This is a genomic window from Tepidanaerobacter acetatoxydans Re1 (assembly GCF_000328765.2).
GTDB lineage: Bacteria > Bacillota > Thermosediminibacteria > Thermosediminibacterales > Tepidanaerobacteraceae > Tepidanaerobacter > Tepidanaerobacter acetatoxydans.
Genome location: NC_019954.2, coordinates 1,444,391 through 1,461,828 on the forward strand (window position 1 = coordinate 1,444,391; position 17,438 = coordinate 1,461,828).

Here is a 17,438-nt window from a genome sequence, read left to right on the forward strand (position 1 = left end):
TTTGTTTATTATGACTGAGATAAAAAAAAAGAGGGTTTAAACCCTCTTAATTATTAATAATTTTAATTCCTTTAATCATTACTATTTTGAATTTCATTTAACTCAATAACTGCTTTGCAGTTAGGACATTCGGCTTTGCCATCATCAATAAAATCTTCGTCGATGTACACGGTTTCATGGCAGTTTGGACAATCAATTTCTATAAAATCTTCATAATTAAAATCAAACTCATCATCATCATCGTCGTAATCAAAATCGTCCTCATAATCTTCATAGTCTTCGTAATCATCATTATAGAATTCCTCTTCTAATTCACCTAGATCTTCATCAATACTTTCGACATACTCTTGAGTATCTTCCACCGTTATTGTTAAATCATTAATAGCTTCAGCCATTTCATCTAAAACATTTACTATCTCAGACATTAGTTTTTTGATCTTATTGTCCTCAATTTCTAGACCTTCTACGAGACCTTTTACATAAGATACTTTTAATCTGACATCATACATTCTTAATTCCTCCCTAATATGTTTTATACTCTACTTAAATACTCTCCTGTTCTTGTATCCACTCTTATAATATCCCCTATATTTATAAATAATGGAACCTGAACTATCGCTCCAGTTTCAAGGGTTGCAGGCTTTGACCCACCGGTTGCTGTATCGCCCTTAAATCCTGGTTCAGTTTGCACCACTTCCAGTTCAACAAAAGTTGGCATTTCTATACCTATCGAAATACCTTCGTAAAACATTACCATAACTTCCATATTTTCCTTTAAGTAATTAATTGAATCTCCAATTTGTTCCTTAGTAAGGGGTATTTGTTCAAAAGTCTGCGTATCCATAAAATAGAATACATCGCCTTCCGAATACAAAAATTGCATGTTTTTTCTTTCTATTATAGCTCGATTAAGTTTTTCTCCTGCTCGAAAGGTTCTCTCAAATACTTGCCCAGTTTTCACATTTTTTATTTTAGTCCTTACAAAAGCAGCACCTTTTCCAGGTTTTACATGCTGAAAATCAACTACCATATAAACATCGCCATCAATTTCTACAGTTACACCAGTCCTCAAATCATTAGTTGATATCAAAAAAAGCACCTCCAACTATAAACTATAAACATATTAATTGTTTTTCACTTTTTGTCAAGTTTTCAAATCCATTTTCAGTTATGACAAGCATGTCTTCTATTCTCACTCCGCCAAAGTTCTCTATGTAAATTCCGGGTTCGATGGTTACTATCATTCCAGGTAAAAGTTTATTTTCGCCTTTTGGCGACAATTTTGGCACTTCATGAATCTCTAAACCTACACCATGTCCTAAACCATGACCAAAGTAATCGCCAAAGCCCTCCTCTTGAATAAATTTTCGAGCTACTCCATCTATATCTTTGCCAGTTAAACCAGGTTTGACATGCTCAATAGCCTTGACTTGAGCACCAAGAACCGTATTATAAATAGAAAGCTGCTTTTCTGAAGGCTTACCGATAATTACAGTTCTGGTCATATCGGAACAATATCCGGAAAAACGGGCTCCAAAATCTATAGTCACCAAATCTCCTGCCTGCAACACACGTTTTGACGGAATTCCGTGTGGCAATGAAGTCCTTGACCCTGAAACCAATATTGTATGAAAAGCTGTGCCTTGGGAGCCGCTTTTCTTCATAAAATATTCCAACTCAGCAGCTAACTCCAACTCACTTACACCTGGTTTTATAAAATCCAAAATATATTCAAAAGCTTTGTCGGTTATTTTCTGAGCCGATTTTATAAGACTAATTTCATGCATATCTTTTATAGCTCTCAGCTGCTCAATCAGTCCTTCTGTTTTTATCAGGTTTATATCTTTAAAACTCTCAGTCAGTTCATCATATTCCTTAACAGTGAGTGAATGGCTTTCAACACCTATCATTCGCAAGCCCAATTCTTTTATTATTTTAAAAGAAATTGAAAAAGGCGAAAAACCGGCTTTTGTTTCAATAATTTCAAAACCTGAAGCTTCATCCTTTGCTTGCTCGGTATATCTGGAATCTGTAATAACATAATTTTTGTTTCCGGTAATTATTGTTAAACCTTCACCACTAAAACCACTTAAGTAATATTGATTTTCTGGCTTGCTTACAATAAATCCATCTATATTGTTTTTTATGAGTTTTTCTGCTAACTTTTTAACGCGAGTCAAAACACATATCCCCCCCTTTTTAATAAAAATCATTTATAATTCCATCGAAGATGCTACTTTGAGTATTTCCCCCGAAGTTTACAATTATTCTCTTATTCATATTATCATATTTCCTTTTTTTTGAATAGGTTTTAGTGCTCATATTTAATTTGGGACGGTAGGTAATAAAGATTAACTTTAATCGTAAGTTCCCATGGAAATTGCGATTTGACCGATGAATCAGTTGATGTATTTAATTTTAATCCTTCAATCTTTAAAATCCTCGAATAGTTTTCCATCTGGCCAATAAAACTCAAAAGTGAATCATAATTGCCTTTGATGATGATTTCAAAAGGAATAAAATTAACAGTAGTTTCTGCAATATTTTCTGTCATTGTGCTCTGAGAATAAATTGAAACTATGGTACTTCCTTTATCATCAGCCCAATTCTCCATATCTACTAAAAATCCCGATACATCTTTGTCTTTTGGTACTTTTTGGATAATATCATTAGACTTAACCGCTGTTGCTTTGTAATTATTATGGTTTTCGTAAAGCCGTTTATAAGTTATTTTAGCATTTGATACTTCCAGTAATTGTTTCCTTAAATTACTAAGCTCAATTACTCTAGGATAAAATATAAAATACAAACCGTAGAATATTAAACAAACAATAAAAGCAATTACTAATTTATGTTCTCGTTTTGTAAGAGGTCTATTTAAAATTGACCGTCGTACTTTCAATTCTTCATCAATCCTCTGTTAGTTCCGCTACTATTTCAAAATAATAACTATGACCAGATTTATTTTCATCTTCTTTATACAGAACAAATCCCAGTGACACATCGAATATATTATCAATACTCTTTATGTCTTCCAAAATTTCAGCCACATATTTATTGTAGGGAGCATAACCATTTATTATTAAGCAATTACAATCATCTATTTTAAAAGAAATTATAGTTATTTCCTTTGGCATCAAAGATATCACTTTACTTAAGATTTGTGAGTAATTAATTCTGTTTCTCACCAAAGTCTCGTATATATTTTGTCTTTTCTCACAATCATCCAACATTAATTCAAAGCTATCCCAAGCCTGCATATGGGTTCTTATGTCAACTATATCTTGGTGGGTAGTTTCAATTTCGTTTTTGAGAAAAATCTTAGAACTATTTATGAACATCAGAATACAGATTAATGATACTAAAAAAATAATTACAATCAAGATTAAAAATAGATGATGTTTCTTTTTTGCTTGACTAATCAATACTTCTGTTGGAAGAAGATTTAACTTATGCACGTTCTTAACCTCTTAATGCAAATCCAATGGCACTAATATAATCAACATAGTCGCCATTTGACTTAATATTTTCATTTACAAAATCAAGCTTAATTTCTCTACCGGTATAAACTTCGATATGAAAATAACTTCTAAAAATATCTTTACAGTAATGCGATTCTCCAGCCTTCCCTATTAACATAATTTCATTTATTCGGCAACCTTTGCTTTGCAAAGAATAAAATTCAAATGTTCTTGAAATCTCTAAAATAATGTTTTGATATGGCAATGGTAAAAAATCAAAACCTGTTTTGATGTTATTAAACCAGCTACTATCAGTTTTAATAATTTTGCATAGTTCATCATCAATTTTATTGATATCGAAAAAATCTAGGCATCTGTTGAAAACAATTTTACCATTGTCTACCATGGTTATTTCACTATGGCTTGAATTCAAGTCTATAATTGCTGTTACGCCATGTTTTTTTTGAGTTTCTAAAACACGTGCATTAGCAAGAGGATATACATCTAATGCTTTTAAGGGGAGCCCTGCATCGACGGCAATTTTTGCATAATCCATAGCTATGTCTTTAGACGCCGCAGCTAATAGAATATGATATGTGTTATTTCGATTATCAAGCAACTCATAGTCGCTTATAAATTCGCCATTAAACATCGCAGAAAATTCCTGAATTTCCCAAAAAATGGCTTCATATAGTTCCCTTCCTTTTAATAGGGGAAACCGTACATTCCTGAATATTAAATGCTTGCTAGAAATTCCAATTACTGCACTCTTAGAAGGAAAAATCTTATTTATTTTTGCAAAGCATTGACATATTGCATCTTTTTCTTCCGGTCTGTCAAATGCTATCTTACCTATAGGATTTTCTATTTTATATAGACTTTTTATAGTTTTTGTATTTCTTTTCTTTGCTAAATGTGCCACTTTAATACTATCTACACCTAAATCAATGCCTATACATAATGGTTCAAACAGCATTTTAGTCCTCAAATATACTATGGTGTGGATTTTTTGAAACAATTTCCATAGCCTTTAGTAATTGGATAATAACATCTGTTCGATATTGCCTGCTTAAAAGATCAGTTTTTGCATAAACTTCACCTTTTCTTGTTACAATGTATTTTGGAGGCAGATTATTTAAAGCGATGGCCATCATGTCTAAACGACAAAGTTCGCATTTACACACATCCCTATCTCTTGTAAGTTCATCTAGTAATAAAGCCACTACATCTTCCATATAGTTTTTCAGTTTCAATTCATCTTTCTTCATTCCTATACCCCTCATTCCAAAAATCGTTATATTTCTTTTAATTTACCCACAATCCAAAAGGTGTTGCTTTTGTTTTTATTATAATATCATCGCCTTCTTTTCCCTGTGCGGCTAAGAAGATTTCTATATACTGTTTATCTTTAGGCTGCTTAAATTTTAACTGACTTAATTCGGCTATTGGATTTATACCATTGTTTTTTTCCCTGTAAAGCACCCCATTTTTAAAATAGTATATAATCGTTTCACCATCACCGGCTACAGTTTTTATGCTATTTTCAGACATCACCTCAACGCTTCTAGCCTGCTTGATGGAAGTGGAAAGCCATAGAAAAGCTTGTCTTGCATTTTGCTGAACAAAAATCTTACTATTCTCATATTCATAAGTTTTTTGTCCGGCACTGTAAATAGTAAATGATGTAGTCATAATTAAGCTTAAAAGTCCTAATGCAAGGATCAATTCAATGAGTGTAAACCCATTTGTATGTTTAGTATTTACCTCGATATGTAGCAAGATTAATCTCTCCGTTTTTTCCTTTAACTTTAACAGTAATTTTTAACAGATTTTCTTTTTTTATTTGCACTTTTACACTCCGTTGGAAGTGATGATTATTAAATTCTATTCGATCTTCTTGTTCTCCAAGCTTAGCCATTATTTTGTTAAACGAATCGCCCTTTAGCTCTTCAATTGTATCTTGGGCCAAGGCAGTAGCAGCCATCATTTCTTTGACATTTAAATTTGAATATACGCTCTCAGATAAAAGAGCACATATAGGAACTGTAATTAAAGCTAATATGGTTACAGCAATAATAATTTCAATAAGAGTTGAACCCTTTTCAGACATAGTATGTCATCACCTCTTCGGAGGTACTTTTGAAACTCTTACCCGGCCAGTCGCTACTGAAACAATCACATATAGTGTATTATCATCACCATTTACAATTGCTATAGTGCCTCCTTGATTTGGGGCTCCCGAGGGACTAAACGACAAAGTCTTATTAACCTCAGAATAAGTTGTCCAATCAAAAAATACGCCAGAAGGTAATTTTATAAGCTTGCCACGCCCAAAAGAAAGCATTTGATAACTATTTTTCTGGTTCAAATCGAATACTATTTTATAAGTAATACCCTCTGAGATAGATTTTTGCTGAGTCAAACGTATATTCTGGGCAAGTTCATAAGCAGCCACCTCTAATTTATACTTTGTCATAGTCTTTTTAAAATCAGGAAGTGCTATTGTAGATAATAAACCTAACAATGCTATTACCATGATAACTTCAATAAGGGTATAACCATTGCGATTTATGTTTTTTTGTATGTTCACCTTTGAGTTGAAATTTCTCATAATATTTTAATACTAGTTTATTCTCCTTACTAAAATAAATTGTAAATGTCAAACATTGGAATAACTACAGAAATTACAATAAAGGATATTATAAGTGTTAGCACTATTATTATGACCGGTTCAATAAACAAAATCAGTCTATCTTCGAGGATTTTCGCTTCGTTTTCATTAAATGAAGCGGCTTTATCAAGCATTTCTTCCAAAGCACCGGATTCTTCACCTATAGCTATAATTTCTACCATTATAGGAGAAAAAATTTTCTCAGACATAAGCTCTGATAAGTTCTTGCCCTGCTTTAGGCCCTCGTGAACTTTTATAAGCTCCATTTTTATAACCCGGTTTTTAACAGTATTACAGGAAACTTCCAGAGCTTTCAACATAGGAATTCCACTAGATGATAAGATAAATAATAGTTTAGCTATCTGAGATGAAATAGATTTTTTTATTAATTGGCCCATAAATGGAATTGAAAGCTTTAATTTGTCAATCTGATACATGATTTTTTCTGATTCTTTAAATTTTATCGTTCCTACGAATAAGAAAACAAATAACAATAAAACTATGATAAACAAATTTATCATATTCGAACCCAGCAACAGAAATATTTGGGTAATTTTGGGCAACTGTACTCCGGCTGAAGAAAATATATTCGCGTAAACAGGTAAAACTTTTGTGGTCAGAAAAACAACTACGAACAAAGATATAATACTTAATATACTGGGATATACCATAGAACTTTTAATTTTCTCATTTTGTTTTGCCATATCGGAATAATAAGCAGATAACATTTTTAAAATATCACTTAAGTTTCCCGATAATTCTCCTGCTTCAATCAGACAAATAAAAATTTCCGAAAATACATAGGGTTGATTTTTGCAGGCCTCAGCCAAGGAATCCCCACGCCTTATATGCAAATTTAGATTAAATATGATTTCACGTAACCGCTTATTTTCTGTTTGTTTTGCAATTGAAGTAAGACTTTCTAAAATATTTACTCCGGCATCAAGCATAACTGCAAGTTGCCGGCAAAATACAGATAAATCAGAGAAACTAATCTTATTAAAAAAGGCAGTTACTGTATATGTAAAACTATTAGTATTAATTTTTTTTATTCTAACCGGGATATAACCTTGATTTTTTATTTTTTTTGCAACCAAAGATTCATTTTTAGACTCTATAACGCCATTAATTTTTTCACCAATAAAATTTTTTCCTTCATAATAAAACAGCGTCAACATTATCAATCCTTACTCGAGACTTTCCTGAAAAATGACTTGCAGTGCTTCTTCAAATGTAGTAATTCCACTTTGAACCAATTTAAGAGCATTATCTTTTATATGTTCATAACCAAAAGTGCGGGAGACTTTATCGATTTCTTGTAAGTTTGCTTGCCTTGAGATTAATTTACGGTGTGCTGAATGAACATTAATTACTTCACCAACTACTGTGCGACCGCTATAACCTGTAAAATTGCAGGAATTGCACCCTTTGCCTTTAAAAAGTCTAAGACCTTTATTTTCATCCCTCACATTCATATAGGCTTTTTCGTTTTCTGATGCCAGGTATTCTTCCTTGCACATAATACAAGTTTTTCGTACTAACCTTTGCGAGATAATTCCTGCCAGACATGAAGCCAAAAGATAAGGTTCAACTCCCATGTCTAAAAGACGCGCAATTGCTCCTGATGCACTATTAGTATGTAAAGTCGAAAAAACTAAATGACCTGTAAGCGCTGCTCTAATAGCAATATCAGCAGTTTCCCTATCTCTTATTTCCCCAACCATAATAATATTAGGGTCTTGCCTCAAAATAGCACGAAGTCCATTAGCAAAAGTAATGCCACTTTTGGGATTAATCTGCATCTGATTAATGCCGCAAAGTGCGTATTCGACTGGATCTTCCAGTGTTACAATATTTTTATTAGATTTGTTTATATGATTTATCATTGAGTAAAGCGTGGTAGTTTTGCCACAACCGGTAGGACCGCATACCAGAATCATACCGTAAGGTAATTCAAGCATTTTATATATGCAACTTTTTTGTTTTTTATTAAATCCCAGCTGATCTATGCTAAGCAAAAACCTATCACGGTTTAATACCCGCAGCACAGCCTTTTCACCATTAATGGTAGGAATCGTTGACACGCGGATATCTATTATGTGATTTTCAACTGTAAGTTTAAAGCTCCCATCCTGAGGAACTCTCTTTTTAGTAATATCTAAATTCGCCATTACTTTGATACGTGCTATAACCGCTTGAAGTAATGCCTTATCAAAAAGCATTATTTGTGTTAACTCACCATCTAACCTATATCTAACACGAACATTTTTTTCTTGAGGTTCAATATGAATATCACTGGCATTTTTCTTTACTGCCTGGTGCACTAAAGTATCGACCAGTTTTATTACAGGTGCTTTTTCAGCCTCCTCTAATTCTTCATTTACATTATTAGTTTTGTTTACAACCATATCTGCATATGGCTTATAATAAGCTTCTATAGCTTTCTGTATTTCCTTTTTTGTAGCAAGAACAAGTTGGATATCATAACCACTGGCAATCTTAATATCATCAACAGCAAAAATATCATAAGGGTTACTTATTGCTAATATCAATGAATTGCCATCCTTTTTTATTGGCAGAACTATATGTTTTCTCGCCAGATACTCCGGCACTAAATTAATTACATTGGGATTAATATATAGTTTACTTAAGTTAACGCGCGGGAAACCCGTACTAAGAGCTAATATTTCTGTCAATTCTCCCTCGGAAATAAAACCTTCATCAATAATTATCTCATATAATTTTTTATCACTTGCAATCTGTATTTCTTTAACCCTTTTCAGATCCGTTTCTGTCATGTAGTTCTCTTCTAATAAGTAATCTTCCAGATTTTTCCTATCCATCGGTGCAGGCTCGCTCCTAATCAATACGTTGTATATGCTATTCTACTATTATTCAACAATTTATTTAAAATTCCTTCTTGTTTCGATGCAATCGGACAAAAAATAAAAGCCTAACTTTAGTGGCTTTTTTAATACAATACATTTTTAAGTATTTTTAGACCTGACAATTAAAATACATTTAGTTTATCGGTTTAATGATATTAGCTTTTTACTTTCCATTATTTTTAATAGAAGGTTTTCTAACTTCCTCATAATTTTTGTCCAATAAAACTCTTGATCATTTATCGGTTTTACTAAAATTGCAAACAATCCCATCCGCTTTGCTCCTAAAATATCGGTAAATATTTGGTCTCCAAGAACCGCAGTTTGCTCTGCTTGAGTTCCTAATATGTCTAGGCCACGCTTAAAGACTTTTTTAAACGGTTTAAATGAGCCAAACACTGCGGGAATGCCAAGCTGTTCTGCACAATGCTTTATGCGACCGTATTTATTGTTAGATATAATGCATAGAGAAATACCTTCTTCCTGGCATTGATTAATCCAGCCCATCAATCTATCTTCAATATAGACTGAATCCCATGGAAGCAAAGTATTGTCAAGGTCTATCAATATTCCTTTTATATTTTTTCTCTTGATATACTGTAAATCTAATTTATAAATATTTTCGATGTAAATATCCGGACAGAATAATTTCAGCATAATCCTTCCTCTGTAATATATTTTAAATATATATTATATAATCTATTACTTATTTGCAACTGTCCGATCGCAACAATTGATTTTTTATCGATGATAAGTCAAAGTGGTTTGAAACTATCATTTAATTCTTTAGAAAGCTTTTTTATAGCTCGCTTTTCTATTCTTGATACATAGGATCTTGAAATCCCCAATATTTTAGCAATTTCTCTTTGCGTTTTAGTTACCCCGTTAAAAAGTCCATAGCGAAGCTCAATTACTTTGCGTTCCTGACTTTTCAAAGATGTGCTAATTTTTTCATATAGTTTTTCGTTTTGAAACTTTTTTGTTATTTCATCCGTAACTGCGTCAACTTCGGTGCCTAACACATCGATTAGTGAAATTTCATTTCCTTCCTTATCTACGCCAATGGGTTCCTGTAGATAAACTTCGGACTTTATTTTTTTGGTAGATCTTAAATTCATAAGTATCTCATTTTCTATGCAGCGAGCTGCATATGTGGCAAGTCGGCTGCCTTTGCTATAGTTAAAGGTTGAAATAGCCTTTATAAGACCTATGGTACCGATGGAAATTAAATCATCCATATCTTCGCCGGTACTTGCAAATTTTTTTACAATATGCGCAACCAACCTTAAGTTATGCTCGATAAGTATATTTCTCGCTTCTTCGTCTCCTTTGCTGTATAAAAGTATATATTTTTTTTCTTCTTCAGGAGTAAGAGGCTGTGGAAATGTCGTAGAACCTGTTATAAACGCCAGCCAAGCTAATATTTCCTTAAAAAACAAAACACCCAAAGTCACTAAAACTGACAGGGCATCTCCCATCTTTTAAAGCACCTCCCCTGTGGCGGTACCTATAGTATATGACTTCAGATGCTAAAACGTGCATGTTTTTAATTACCTAATTACTGATATTCTTTCAATTATTTCTTTGAAAATTGGTGCAGCTATAGCTGAACCTGAGCCGCCATGTTCAACAAATACAGACATCACTAATTCCGGTGCATCAGCCGGGTAATATCCAACAAACCATGCATGTGAAGCTTGACTTTCAATTTCAGCTGTTCCTGTTTTTCCACCTATCCGACGATTGTTTCGCGGATTAGCACTTTCTCCCGTACCGTATTCAGCAGCCGCCTCCAAAGCTTCCCTTACCTTTTTAGCTGTTTCTGGAGACAGTATTCTTTCTGGTTTTGCATCTGCAACATTAAATACTGGCGTGTCCCCGTCTTGGTCTATTATCTCTTTTATCAAAATTGGTTTTTTAGTAACACCGTCATTGACAATTGTTAAAATAATTTGTGCCGCTTGAATTGGTGTAATGCCAATCGCTCCTTGGCCAATGGATAAATTTCCCAAGTCTTGATAAAAGACTTCATCTTTAGATGGTAAACTACCTCCTTTTTCTTCCGGCAAACCAATAAGAGTTTTTTCGCCCAAGCCAAATAAGCTTGCATATTCGAGAATCTTATCTTTTCCCAGTCTAATACCTAATTGGATAAAAACCGAATTACATGAAAAAGCTAAGGCATCTTTTAAGGTTATTTCTCCATGACCGCTACGTTCATAACTTGAACATTTAAAAATATTTTCTCCAACTTTTTCAAATCCAGAGCAGTAAAAGATCTCATCTAATTGTGTTATTTTTTCCTCCAGAGCAGCAGACAAAATTACTATTTTAAAAATTGAACCAGGGGCATAGCTTTCAACTGCTCGATTAATCAATGGTGCATTTTCTTGATTTAAATACTGTTCTAATTGAAACTGCTTATAATTAGGCCTACTTGCCATAGCCAGAATTTCTCCTGACTTTGGTTCAATTACTACAACTGCTCCACTTTCTATACTTTTATCCATAACATCTTCAACGATTTTTTGAAAATCTCTGTCTATAGTTAATTTCACACCCCAAGTTTCAGACATTTGCTCGTTTAAAGTAAGGCCAGCAATAGGCTGGCCTAAACCATCGTTATATACATACCCGCTTTCTATATCACTGCTTAAAAAACTGTCAAAGGTTTTTTCAATTCCGGTTTCACCTTCAAAGCCTACCACATGAGTAGCTAAAGCCGTTGGTCCATATCGGGTATTTTTATCATAAATAAATATACCAGGTGTTTTATCTTTTAGGTCATACAGCACGTCCTGATTTTCAGGAGTAACGCTAATGTTTTTGACGTCATCATCGTCAATAGAATTCAAAATATTTTCTTTTATCAACAGTTGTTTTTCCGATAGTGTCAGCCAGTTTGGGGATATAATAGCATAGCTTGAAGAATAAGTTCCTGTTAGGGGTTTACCATTTCTATCAAAAATTTGTCCTCTAACTTTTTCTCCTATACCTGAGGTTTTTTGCAAAAAGGACTCATGAGTTAAAAAAGGACCTCTCACAATTTGAATATAAAAAAGTCTAAAAATTAGCATCATACACATAACAGCAACTGAAAAAAACAAAATTAATATCCTATTGTTTTTTTTCATTTAAAATTCACCCAAAAGTATGATGCCCATACGATAGCTTTTTATGCTCAAAAATAAATCATCTATTACTTGTATTGAACTCTGTTTTTGGCTTTCAAATGTTCGGCATAAGTTCTGCTAAACACATGAGAACCATCTCCCTTAGCTACAAAATAAAGATAATCTACTTTTGCCGGATCGGCCGCCGCCAACAGGGATGAAAGTCCTGGCGCTCCAATCGGTCCGGGTGGCAAGCCTTCGTTTTTGTATGTGTTATATGGGGAATCTATCTCTAAATCATCAAGGGATAACCATTCTTTGTGTTCATCCAAAATAAACTCTATTGTTGCACAGGACTGCAAAGGCATCCCTTTTTTTAGTCGATTATAGAAGACGCCTGCAATTATTGGTCTTTCACTTTCCAGTTTTGCCTCACCTTCTACAATGGAAGCCATGGTTACAATTTGGTATATATTAAAATCAATTTCGTTTTCTCTTACAATCGGATCTACTTTATTGAAATAAATATCTTCAAATCGCTTTAAAAATATATCAATATAAAGCTCTGTATTTTTACCGGGCGGTAGAAAATATGTATCAGGGAAGAGGACTCCTTCTAAACTAGCATTTGAAGGAAAATCTTTCAGGAAAAAATATTTTTCTTTGAATTTTTCTACCATAGCACAATTTGCAAATTCCTCTATATCATTAACCACACCTTTTTCATTTAAGATTCTAGCTATGTTTTTCAACGTGCTCCCCTCAGGTATTGTCACCTTAATGTCATTATCAATAGTATCCCCTTGCACCAGTTTATCGAGAATTTGCTCTACTGTCATTGAGGGACTTAAATAATATTTACCAGATTTTATTTTTATATCTTTCCCTTTCATCTTTGCATATAGTCTAAAAACTTTATGATTTTTAATTATGCCTATCTTCTGCATTTGTACCGCTAGCTGGTCTGCAGTGGTTCCGCTGCTTACTTCGACTTCCACAAAAGCTTTATCTGCAGCATTTTTAGGATGCAGCATAGCTTTAAACCATATTGCTGTAAAAGCCATAACTAATATCATTAAAATTAAAGTAATTAATATTATTTTTTTCTTACTTTTTATGTATCTTAATACATTGCTTTCATTAAATCTATAGTAGAGGTTTTTTATATTCAAAAAACAGCACCCCTTTTATTTATTCCTTCTAAAAAAATCCTTCAAGCTTGTCCTCTGTATTAAATAAAATAAGGGAATTCCAAATCCTGCTACGGATATTAATTCACCAAACCCGATATATAAAGCAGTCATCCAATAGGGAACACTATAGATTTTTGATAAATAATATGCAACACCAAAAGCATTCAAAATAATCGGAGGAAAAGCACCTAAGATCGGGCCGGGCATTTTACCTGTTATATATGCTGCTATTAGTGTTATCAAACTTCCTAAGCAAATATCCCATAAGCCTAAGCCACCCAATATGTTAGCTAACAAACAACCTATAAAAAGGCCAGGAACAGCAGAAGATTCCAGAAGAGGTAATAATGTCAATGCTTCAGATACTCTGACCTGAATCGGACCATAACTTATAGGTTTAAAAATGTAGGTAGTTAAGGCATAAATGGCAGCTATAACCGCCGCTCTTGCTATATAAGCAGACCGATTATTAATTTCATCTTTCTTCATTTTACTTAATATATAGCCCGTCAATAAACCAATTATCAAGACAAGTATTGCAATCCACAGCATTCAAACACCTTCCTACATAATTTTTTTACCCTCTTGCCTTAGTTTAACCCTACTATTAGCACTAGTCAATATTTCGCAGTTGACAGTTTGCAAATTTTACTATAAGATTATTTGTGAATAAAGTGTTTATTAAATATGCTCATTATTAGATTACCCGTTAAGGGGGAGTAGTCATATATGATAAAGTCACCAGCACGGCTTTTGCCTGGCTTTATCGTTCAGTTTATCTGAAAGACAAGACCTTTAACATAATCATGTTGATTATGTTAAAGGTCTTTTTGTGTTTGTAACAACGACTATATAAAAGGTGGTGGTTGGTTTTTAATAATAATTTTTTTTCTTCATATAATAATTACATAATTTCGAAGGAGGATATTTATTGGAAAAAATTAACTGGTACTCCCTGGAAAAAGAGGATATATCCGGAAAATTAAATACAGATTTAAAAAATGGGCTTCCTTCTGATTTGGTCGAAAAGCGTTTGGAATCAATTGGTTACAACGAACTAGTCGGCAAAAAAGGTGTAACTATTTGGCAAATGTTATTGGAACAATTTAAAGATTTTCTTGTCTTAATCCTCATAGGTGCAAGTTTTGTTTCAGCAATTATCGGAGAGGTAACTGATGCAGTTGTAATAATACTTATAGTAATTTTAAATGCGGTTTTAGGAGTTATGCAAGAGTTTAGAGCTAATAAAGCTTTGGAAGCTCTAAAGGAAATGGCGGCACCTGAAGCAAAAGTCATAAGAGACGGTAAGATAATAGAAATTCCGTCTCGTGAATTAGTCCCTGGTGACCTTGTGCTTTTAGAAGCAGGAAATTATGTTCCTGCAGATATTAGGCTTGTTGAAAGTGTAAACTTAAAAATTGAAGAAGCATCTCTTACAGGTGAATCAGTCCCTGCAGAAAAAAATGCCGAAGTGGTATTAGGCGGAGAAGTACCTTTAGGCGATCGAAGCAACTCAGCTTTTATGGGTACGGTAGTAACCTATGGCAGAGGTAAGGGAATAGTTGTTGCTACAGGGATGAACACCGAAATAGGTTTAATCGCTGAAATGCTTGAGTCTTACGAAGAAGGGGAAACACCTCTCCAGAAAAAACTAGATGAATTGGGGAAAATTCTCGGAATTGCAAGTTTAGCCATCTGCGGTATCGTTTTCTTATTAGGCATTTTTCGAGGAATTCCGATTTTGGAAATGTTTATGACATCAGTCAGCCTTGCAGTTGCAGCTATACCTGAAGGTCTTCCGGCTATAGTAACCATAGTGTTAGCACTTGGTATGCAGCGAATGGTCCAAAAACATGCAATTATAAAAAAGCTGCACGCAGTTGAGACACTTGGAAGCACTACCGTCATTTGCTCGGATAAAACAGGTACCTTAACTCAAAATGAAATGACAGCCAGAAAAGTATTTGTCAGCAATAAAGTATATTCTATTTCTGGAGAAGGCTATAAACCTCATGGTGATTTTTCAATTGGCGACTCAAAATGTGAACCTTTAGCAGATACTGATTTAAAAATGCTTCTAACTATTGGATTGTTGTGTAATGATGCAAAATTAGAAGAAAGTAGTTACGGCGACGAAAAGACATGGCGTATAATAGGAGATCCAACCGAAGGATGTCTGGTGGTTGCAGCAACAAAAGCAGGTTTAGACACTGATGAATTATGTAATCGCATGCCTCGACTTCAAGAAATACCATTTGATTCAGAGCGCAAACGTATGACTACTTTTCATTCATATGAACAAAAATATGTAGCATTTACAAAAGGCGCACCTGATATTATGCTTAATTTATCAAGCAAAATATTGAAAAATGGCAAGATTTTCGATATTAATGATGAAGATCGCAAACAAATTTTAGAGGTTAATCATAATATGGCTTCTCAGGCATTACGAGTCTTGGCTTTTGCATTTAAACCAATAAATGATATCCCTAAAAAGCCCGACCCTGTTGAGATTGAAAAAGACATGGTTTTTGTCGGTCTCATCGGTATGATTGATCCTGCAAGACCCGAGGCAAAAGACGCCATAAGAATATGTAAAGAGGCTGGTATTAGACCTGTAATGATAACCGGTGATTATAAAGATACCGCTGAGGCTATCGCTCGGGAGTTAGGTATGATTGATGAAAATTCCAAGGCTCTTACCGGAACAGAGCTTGATATGATGGATGAGCAGCAATTGGCTGCTGCCGCCAAAGAAGTTTCGGTCTATGCCCGAGTTTCACCTATCCACAAGCTAAGGATTGTAGATGCAATAAAGCAAAATGGTCATATTGTTGCGATGACCGGTGATGGTGTAAATGATGCTCCTGCTCTTAAAAAAGCTGATATCGGTATTGCAATGGGAATTACAGGAACTGATGTCGCAAAAGAAGCTGCTGATATGATTCTAACAGACGATAACTTTGCGAGCATTGTTTCTGCTGTAGAAGAAGGTAGAGTTATTTACTCAAATATACGTAAGTTTATATTTTTCCTCCTGTCGTGTAATATTGCTGAGATACTAATCATCTTTGTAGCCATGTTGTTTGGTTTACCAGTGCCACTTAAACCAATTCAGCTTCTATGGCTCAATTTATTAACTGATGCATTTCCCGCTTTGGCTTTAGGAATGGAAGCTAAAGAGCCTAATATTATGAAAAGGCCACCCAGAAATCCGGATGAACCAATATTAGATAGACAAATGAACTGGCAAATTGCTATTCAAAGTACTTTTATGACTATTGCAGTTCTAGGCGTCTTTGTGTTTTCTTTGAACAATACTTCAAATTTAGAAATTGCACGGACCTATGCCTTTGCTACTTTAATTTTCAGTGAACTTTTAAGGGCTTATACATCTCGTTCGGAAACTTTATCAGTATTTAAAATAGGCTTTTTCAGTAATAAATTTATGGTAGGAGGAACTCTAGTATCTTTCTTGCTACTGCTAGTTGTACTATATGTACCGGCATTAAGATATATATTTGATACGGTAAAACTTTCAATTTATGATTGGGATATTATAGTGCTCTTTGGTATAATGCCCTTCTTAGCTGCAGAAATAGGTAAAATGTTTTTGAAGTCAAAATAAAGATGAGCCCGAATGGGCTCATCTTTATTTTGTTTCTTTGCAATTCTTACAATATCCGAAGAATTTCACCATATGATCTAAAACTGTGAAATCGTTGCTTTTATAGATTTTTCCCTCTAATTCATCTAATAAATCATCATCAAACTCATAAACATTTCCGCACTTAATACAAATCAAATGGTGATGCTGATGTCTCTGGTCTTCACTTAATTCATACCTATAACATCCATCATTAAAATCCAATTTTTTAATAATATTAAAGTCATCAAATAATTGTAAGGTTCTATATATAGTAGCAAGACCTACATCGGGAAATTTATTCTTTACCAATTCATAAATATCTTCCGTACTAAGATGTTTCGACTGATTCTCAATAAGCACATCAAGTGTAGCTCTTCTTTGGGGTGTAAGCCTACACTCTTTCTCTTTTAGTTTCTCTTCAATGAACCTCATTTTGTATTTTTTTTCTTCATCTGTTAACAAAAAT

19 protein-coding genes are annotated in these 17,438 nt (G+C 33.7%); 1 reads left to right on the forward strand and 18 read right to left on the reverse strand.

Annotated features, from left to right (window positions below; genetic code table 11):
* Nucleotides 1-71 precede the first annotated feature (71 nt).
* The 17 genes from TEPIRE1_RS07040 to TEPIRE1_RS07120 all read right to left on the reverse strand — a co-directional run bounded on the left by TEPIRE1_RS07040 (nucleotide 72) and on the right by TEPIRE1_RS07120 (nucleotide 13,875).
* A complete protein-coding gene (locus TEPIRE1_RS07040; protein WP_013778477.1) occupies nucleotides 72-509 on the reverse strand; it encodes a CD1247 N-terminal domain-containing protein in 438 nt (145 codons plus the stop codon).
* Between the two features lie 23 nt (nucleotides 510-532).
* Entirely contained in the window at nucleotides 533-1,090 is a 558-nt protein-coding gene (gene efp / locus TEPIRE1_RS07045; protein ID WP_013778478.1) for an elongation factor P, read from the reverse strand.
* Nucleotides 1,091-1,112: 22 nt separating this feature from the next.
* Nucleotides 1,113-2,180, reverse strand: a complete 1,068-nt coding sequence (locus TEPIRE1_RS07050) for a M24 family metallopeptidase (RefSeq protein WP_013778479.1) — start codon at nucleotides 2,178-2,180, stop codon at nucleotides 1,113-1,115.
* A gap of 131 nt (nucleotides 2,181-2,311) precedes the next feature.
* Nucleotides 2,312-2,902 (reverse strand): type 4a pilus biogenesis protein PilO, encoded by a 591-nt coding sequence (pilO, locus tag TEPIRE1_RS07055; RefSeq protein ID WP_013778480.1) that lies wholly within the window; start codon nucleotides 2,900-2,902, stop codon nucleotides 2,312-2,314.
* 7 nt (nucleotides 2,903-2,909) lie between these two features.
* Complete coding sequence (locus TEPIRE1_RS07060; protein ID WP_013778481.1) at nucleotides 2,910-3,458, reverse strand: PilN domain-containing protein; 549 nt, start codon at nucleotides 3,456-3,458, stop codon at nucleotides 2,910-2,912.
* 4 nt (nucleotides 3,459-3,462) lie between these two features.
* Nucleotides 3,463-4,437, reverse strand: a complete 975-nt coding sequence (gene pilM, locus TEPIRE1_RS07065; RefSeq protein WP_013778482.1) for a type IV pilus biogenesis protein PilM — start codon at nucleotides 4,435-4,437, stop codon at nucleotides 3,463-3,465.
* A gap of 1 nt (nucleotide 4,438) precedes the next feature.
* Nucleotides 4,439-4,729: a late competence development ComFB family protein gene (locus TEPIRE1_RS07070; protein ID WP_013778483.1), complete on the reverse strand. Its 291-nt coding sequence runs from the start codon at nucleotides 4,727-4,729 to the stop codon at nucleotides 4,439-4,441.
* 37 nt (nucleotides 4,730-4,766) lie between these two features.
* Nucleotides 4,767-5,240 carry a PilW family protein gene (locus tag TEPIRE1_RS07075; RefSeq protein WP_013778484.1) on the reverse strand — a complete coding sequence of 158 codons (474 nt, stop codon included), beginning with the start codon at nucleotides 5,238-5,240 and terminating at the stop codon, nucleotides 4,767-4,769.
* Complete coding sequence (locus tag TEPIRE1_RS07080; RefSeq protein ID WP_013778485.1) at nucleotides 5,215-5,571, reverse strand: type IV pilus modification PilV family protein; 357 nt, start codon at nucleotides 5,569-5,571, stop codon at nucleotides 5,215-5,217. The genes TEPIRE1_RS07075 and TEPIRE1_RS07080 overlap by 26 nt, the downstream gene beginning before the upstream one ends.
* Before the next feature lie 9 nt (nucleotides 5,572-5,580).
* Nucleotides 5,581-6,072, reverse strand: a complete 492-nt coding sequence (locus TEPIRE1_RS07085; protein ID WP_013778486.1) for a prepilin-type N-terminal cleavage/methylation domain-containing protein — start codon at nucleotides 6,070-6,072, stop codon at nucleotides 5,581-5,583.
* Between the two features lie 29 nt (nucleotides 6,073-6,101).
* Nucleotides 6,102-7,310: a type II secretion system F family protein gene (locus TEPIRE1_RS07090; protein WP_013778487.1), complete on the reverse strand. Its 1,209-nt coding sequence runs from the start codon at nucleotides 7,308-7,310 to the stop codon at nucleotides 6,102-6,104.
* A 9-nt stretch (nucleotides 7,311-7,319) separates the two neighbouring features.
* A complete protein-coding gene (locus tag TEPIRE1_RS07095; RefSeq protein WP_013778488.1) occupies nucleotides 7,320-8,975 on the reverse strand; it encodes a GspE/PulE family protein in 1,656 nt (551 codons plus the stop codon).
* 183 nt (nucleotides 8,976-9,158) lie between these two features.
* Nucleotides 9,159-9,674, reverse strand: coding sequence for a YqeG family HAD IIIA-type phosphatase (locus tag TEPIRE1_RS07100; protein WP_013778489.1), 516 nt, complete (start codon nucleotides 9,672-9,674; stop codon nucleotides 9,159-9,161).
* Nucleotides 9,675-9,772: 98 nt separating this feature from the next.
* Complete coding sequence (gene sigK, locus TEPIRE1_RS07105) at nucleotides 9,773-10,495, reverse strand: RNA polymerase sporulation sigma factor SigK (RefSeq protein ID WP_013778490.1); 723 nt, start codon at nucleotides 10,493-10,495, stop codon at nucleotides 9,773-9,775.
* Between the two features lie 72 nt (nucleotides 10,496-10,567).
* Nucleotides 10,568-12,151 (reverse strand): peptidoglycan D,D-transpeptidase FtsI family protein, encoded by a 1,584-nt coding sequence (locus tag TEPIRE1_RS07110; RefSeq protein WP_013778491.1) that lies wholly within the window; start codon nucleotides 12,149-12,151, stop codon nucleotides 10,568-10,570.
* A gap of 65 nt (nucleotides 12,152-12,216) precedes the next feature.
* On the reverse strand, nucleotides 12,217-13,302 hold the full coding sequence (gene mltG, locus TEPIRE1_RS07115) for an endolytic transglycosylase MltG (RefSeq protein ID WP_013778492.1): 1,086 nt from the start codon (nucleotides 13,300-13,302) through the stop codon (nucleotides 12,217-12,219).
* Nucleotides 13,303-13,317: 15 nt separating this feature from the next.
* Entirely contained in the window at nucleotides 13,318-13,875 is a 558-nt protein-coding gene (locus tag TEPIRE1_RS07120; protein ID WP_013778493.1) for a QueT transporter family protein, read from the reverse strand.
* A gap of 379 nt (nucleotides 13,876-14,254) precedes the next feature.
* Between TEPIRE1_RS07120 and TEPIRE1_RS07125 the strand changes: the two genes are divergently transcribed.
* Nucleotides 14,255-16,951 carry a calcium-transporting P-type ATPase, PMR1-type gene (locus tag TEPIRE1_RS07125; RefSeq protein WP_013778494.1) on the forward strand — a complete coding sequence of 899 codons (2,697 nt, stop codon included), beginning with the start codon at nucleotides 14,255-14,257 and terminating at the stop codon, nucleotides 16,949-16,951.
* Between the two features lie 24 nt (nucleotides 16,952-16,975).
* Here the strand turns inward: TEPIRE1_RS07125 and TEPIRE1_RS07130 are convergent, their stop codons facing one another.
* Nucleotides 16,976-17,404 carry a Fur family transcriptional regulator gene (locus TEPIRE1_RS07130; RefSeq protein ID WP_041591539.1) on the reverse strand — a complete coding sequence of 143 codons (429 nt, stop codon included), beginning with the start codon at nucleotides 17,402-17,404 and terminating at the stop codon, nucleotides 16,976-16,978.
* Between the last annotated feature and the right edge of the window lie 34 nt (nucleotides 17,405-17,438).

Bases quoted from the DNA above. Each gene is read 5' to 3' on its own strand.
- TEPIRE1_RS07040 (WP_013778477.1), bottom strand. From the start codon at position 509: ATGTATGATGTCAGATTAAAAGTATCTTATGTAAAAGGTCTCGTAGAA.
- pilM (WP_013778482.1), bottom strand. From the start codon at position 4,437: ATGCTGTTTGAACCATTATGTATAGGCATTGATTTAGGTGTAGATAGT.
- TEPIRE1_RS07070 (WP_013778483.1), bottom strand. From the start codon at position 4,729: ATGAAGAAAGATGAATTGAAACTGAAAAACTATATGGAAGATGTAGTG.
- TEPIRE1_RS07080 (WP_013778485.1), bottom strand. From the start codon at position 5,571: ATGTCTGAAAAGGGTTCAACTCTTATTGAAATTATTATTGCTGTAACC.
- TEPIRE1_RS07085 (WP_013778486.1), bottom strand. From the start codon at position 6,072: ATGAGAAATTTCAACTCAAAGGTGAACATACAAAAAAACATAAATCGC.
- TEPIRE1_RS07090 (WP_013778487.1), bottom strand. From the start codon at position 7,310: ATGTTGACGCTGTTTTATTATGAAGGAAAAAATTTTATTGGTGAAAAA.
- TEPIRE1_RS07095 (WP_013778488.1), bottom strand. From the start codon at position 8,975: ATGGATAGGAAAAATCTGGAAGATTACTTATTAGAAGAGAACTACATG.
- TEPIRE1_RS07100 (WP_013778489.1), bottom strand. From the start codon at position 9,674: ATGCTGAAATTATTCTGTCCGGATATTTACATCGAAAATATTTATAAA.
- sigK (WP_013778490.1), bottom strand. From the start codon at position 10,495: ATGGGAGATGCCCTGTCAGTTTTAGTGACTTTGGGTGTTTTGTTTTTT.
- TEPIRE1_RS07110 (WP_013778491.1), bottom strand. From the start codon at position 12,151: ATGAAAAAAAACAATAGGATATTAATTTTGTTTTTTTCAGTTGCTGTT.
- TEPIRE1_RS07120 (WP_013778493.1), bottom strand. From the start codon at position 13,875: ATGCTGTGGATTGCAATACTTGTCTTGATAATTGGTTTATTGACGGGC.
- TEPIRE1_RS07130 (WP_041591539.1), bottom strand. From the start codon at position 17,404: ATGAGGTTCATTGAAGAGAAACTAAAAGAGAAAGAGTGTAGGCTTACA.